This is a genomic window from Massilia sp. CT11-108, assembly GCF_047302915.1.
In the GTDB taxonomy this organism is placed as follows: domain Bacteria; phylum Pseudomonadota; class Gammaproteobacteria; order Burkholderiales; family Burkholderiaceae_D; genus Telluria; species Telluria orientalis.
Window position 1 is genome coordinate 1 of sequence record NZ_JBKYMO010000536.1, and the last position, 3,546, is coordinate 3,546.

The 3,546-nt window shown below is 67.9% G+C and carries 5 protein-coding genes; all 5 read right to left on the reverse strand.

Annotated elements, in window-relative coordinates; translation table 11 throughout:
- Positions 1 to 192: cytochrome C oxidase subunit IV family protein (locus tag ACEN88_RS26875; RefSeq protein ID WP_413344586.1), on the reverse strand; the 192-nt coding region annotated here is incomplete at its 3' end.
- Between the two features lies 1 nt (position 193).
- Positions 194 to 838 (reverse strand): cytochrome c oxidase subunit 3, encoded by a 645-nt coding sequence (locus ACEN88_RS26880; RefSeq protein ID WP_413344588.1) that lies wholly within the window; start codon positions 836 to 838, stop codon positions 194 to 196.
- Positions 835 to 2,418: a cytochrome c oxidase subunit I gene (gene ctaD / locus ACEN88_RS26885; protein WP_413344589.1), complete on the reverse strand. Its 1,584-nt coding sequence runs from the start codon at positions 2,416 to 2,418 to the stop codon at positions 835 to 837. The genes ACEN88_RS26880 and ctaD overlap by 4 nt, the downstream gene beginning before the upstream one ends.
- The gene (coxB, locus tag ACEN88_RS26890; RefSeq protein ID WP_413344591.1) at positions 2,393 to 3,343 is read right to left on the reverse strand and encodes a cytochrome c oxidase subunit II; all 951 of its coding nucleotides are present in this window, start codon (positions 3,341 to 3,343) and stop codon (positions 2,393 to 2,395) included. Before coxB ends, ctaD begins: the two co-directional genes overlap by 26 nt.
- On the reverse strand, positions 3,333 to 3,546 hold a 214-nt coding region (locus tag ACEN88_RS26895; protein WP_413344592.1), incomplete at its 5' end, for a hypothetical protein. The genes ACEN88_RS26895 and coxB, both read right to left, overlap by 11 nt.

The following is a 3,546-nucleotide window of genomic DNA, read 5'->3' on the forward strand; positions in this document are numbered from 1 at the left end:
CCGCAGCAGCGCGGGCGCGCGCTTCAGGCGCATGAACACGAACGCCACCAGCAATGCCTTCGCCAGCGCCACCGCGAGGCTGATCGCCGTGTTCAGCCAGCCCAGGCGCAGCAGCGCGCAGGCGGCCGTCGTGGCCAGCAGCGCCATCAGCGCGAGCCACGTGAGCACCAGCGGGCGTACGGTCCGGTCCACGTCAGCCTCCCGAGCGCAGGGACAGGTACAGCAACGGGTACAGGAAGATCCACACCACGTCGACGAAGTGCCAGTACAGGCCGGCCAGTTCCACGGCTTCGGCGCGCGGACTGCGCATCAGCCACAGGCAGGCCGACACGCCGATGAACAGGTGCAGCGCGTGCAGGCCGGTCGCGGCGAAGTACAGCAGGAAGAACAGTTCCATGCCGTGGACGGTGCCCAGGTCCCTGCCGTCGGACGGGTGAAAGCCGGCGCCGGGGAACAGGTGCTCGTCGAATTCCTGGTGCCATTCGACGCCCTTGATGGCGAGGAAGACAATGCCCAGCGCCGCCGTCAGTGCCAGCAGGCGCGCGGCGCGGCGGCGATCCCGCATGTCGTTCCCTTTTTGCGCCGCGTGGCCGGCCAGCGCCATGCAGAAGCTGCTGGTCAGCAGGACGGCCGTGTTGACGGTCCCCAGCAGCATGTCCGTGTGGCGGCTGGCCATTCCGGTCGCTTCCGGGTGGTGCATGCGCAGATACAGGTAGCCGAACAGCAGCGGCCCGAAGAACAGCAGCTCGCTGGACAGGAACACCCACATGCCGAACGAGCGCGCGAAGTCCTGCTGCGCGTGGTCGCGGAATTGCGGTTCCAGGACCGGCGCGTTCATGGCCCCTCCGGCGTGTAGGCATACGGCTCGCGCACGACGACCGGCGGCGTCGCGAAATTGTGTTCGGGCGGCGGCGACGCCGTCTGCCATTCGAGTCCCGTGGCCAGCCATGGATTCGCCGGCGCCCGCGCGCCATGGCGCAGCGACCATGCGAGGTAACCGAGCGGCATCAGGTAGCCGATGGCCAGCGTGACGGCGCCCGCGGACGACAGCACGTGCAGCAGCTGGAATTCTTCCGGATAGCTGTGGTAGCGGCGCGGCATGCCCGCATAGCCCAGCAGGTATTGCGGGAAGAACGTCAGGTTGAAGCCGGCGAAGATCACGAGGGCCGCGATTCTCCCCCACGTTTCCGAATACATCCGCCCCGTGACCTTGGGCCACCAGAAGTGGATGCCGCCCAGGTAGGCCATCACGGAGCCGCCCACCATGATGTAGTGGAAGTGCGCGACGACGAAATAGGTGTCGGACAGGTGCACGTCCAGCGCGAGCGCCGCGAGGAACAGGCCGGTCAGCCCGCCGATCGTGAACAGGCCGACGAAACCCAGCGCGTACAGCATCGGCGCGGAAAAGCGGATGCTGCCCTTGTACAGCGTGGCCGTCCAGTTGAACACCTTGATCGCGGACGGGATCGCGACGAGGAACGACAGTAGCGAAAACACCATCCCCGCGTACATCGACTGGCCGCTGACGAACATGTGGTGGCCCCACACGAGGAAGCCGATGACGGCGATGGCGAGGATCGCGTACGCCATGAAGCGGTAGCCGAACACGGGCCGGCGCGCGAAGCACGGGATGATCTCGCTGGCGACGCCCATCGCCGGCAGCACCATGATGTACACGGCCGGGTGCGAATAGAACCAGAACAGGTGCTGGAACAGCAGCGGGTCGCCGCCCAGCGCCGGGTCGAAGATCCCGACCTGGAACAGCCGCTCGATCGCGACCAGCACCAGCGTCATCGCCAGCACGGGCGTGGCCAGCACGAGGATCAGCGACGTCGCGTAGTTCGCCCACACGAACAGCGGCAGGCGGAACCACCCGAGGCCCGGCGCGCGCAGCGTGTGCACGCTGACGATGAAGTTCAGCCCCGTCAGGATCGACGAGAACCCGAGCACCAGCACCCCGCACAGCGCCGCGACGACGTGCGAGTTCGAGAACATCGACGAGAACGGCGTGTAGAACGTCCACCCGGTGTCGACGCCGCCCGCCAGCAGCGCCCACAGGACGATCGCGCCGCCCGCCAGGTACAGGTACCAGCTCGCGAGATTCAGCCGCGGGAAGGCGAGGTCGCGCGCGCCGATCATCAGCGGCATCAGGAAATTCCCCAGCACCGCGGGGATCGACGGAATCAGGAACAGCCACACCATGATGATGCCGTGCGCCGTGAACAGCTTGTTGTACGTGTCGTCGCTGACGAGGTCACCCTGCGGCGTCGCCAGCTCCAGGCGGATCAATGCCGCCGCCACGCCGCCCAGGAAAAAGAACAGGGTGATGGAGATGGCGTACAGCACGGCGATGCGCTTGTGGTCGCGCGTCGTCAGCCAGTCGGCCAGCCTGTCACCGCCCGCGAGGTAGCTCGTCATGCGCGCTCTCCCTGATGTATTCGATGATGGCCAGGATGTCTTCCTCGCCGATCTGCCCCGCGAACGAGGGCATGATGGGCGCGTAGCCCGCGACGACGTCCTTCGTGGGCACGAGGATGGAATCGCGGACGTACGGCTCGTCCGCCGTCAGTTCGCGGCCGTCCGCGAGATGCACGCGCCGGCCCAGCAGGCCCGTGAGGTTGGGCGCGTGCACGTTCGATCCCGGGTCGTGGCAGCCGCTGCAGCCGTAGCGGCGATACAGTTCGTAGCCGCGCGCCGCCATGCCCGGCTGGTGCGGGCCCGCGTCCAGCCACTGCGCGAACGCCGCCGGCCGCATGACGACGATCCGGCCCAGCATCATCGCGTGCTCCGTGCCGCAGTATTCCGCGCAGTACAGCCGGTATTCGCCCGTGCGGCTGGGCGTGAACACGATGGACGTGTAGCGGCCCGGGACGACGTCCTGCTTCACCCGGAAGTCCGGCACGAAGAAGCTGTGGATCACGTCCTGCGACGTCATCACCATGCGGATCGGCCGGCCCAGCGGCAGGTGCAGCTCGCCCTTTTCCCTGCGGCCGTTGCGGTGCTCCGCCTCCCACATCCACTGCTTCGCGACGACGAACACGGGCATCGCATTGCTGGGGGCCTGGTACAGCTTCAGGTAGTCGATCGCGCCCCATGCGTAGATCCCGAGGAACAGCAGCAGCGGGATCACGGTCCATGCGATTTCGACGGGCAGCCCCTTCTTCGGCACGTGCGTGCGGTCCGCGCTGGAACCGGCCCGGTAGCGGATCGAGAAGCCGACCATCAGCACGAACAGCACCAGCGCGACGGCACCGCACAGCAACAGCAGGCACAGCGCGAGGCTGTCCAGGCGCGTGGCGGAGACGGCGGCGTCGGCCGGGAGCAGGTGGAATTCAGGACGCACGGCGCCCTCCCCGCCGCCACAGCCAGCCCAGGAACAGCAACGGCAACAGCAGCACGCCTGCGCGCACGAACGCCAGCGCACCCGCCGTGTGGCGGCCGGACGTGGGCGCGAAGTGCGCGCACAGCATCAGCACCTGCTCGCCGAACGAGGGCGCCGTGCGTCCTGAATTCCACCTGCTCCCGGCCGACGCCGCCGTCTCCGCC

Excerpts from the sequence above, each read along its gene's own strand:
- ctaD (WP_413344589.1), bottom strand. The coding sequence starts at position 2,418 with ATGACGAGCTACCTCGCGGGCGGTGACAGGCTGGCCGACTGGCTGACG.
- ACEN88_RS26880 (WP_413344588.1), bottom strand. The coding sequence starts at position 838 with ATGAACGCGCCGGTCCTGGAACCGCAATTCCGCGACCACGCGCAGCAG.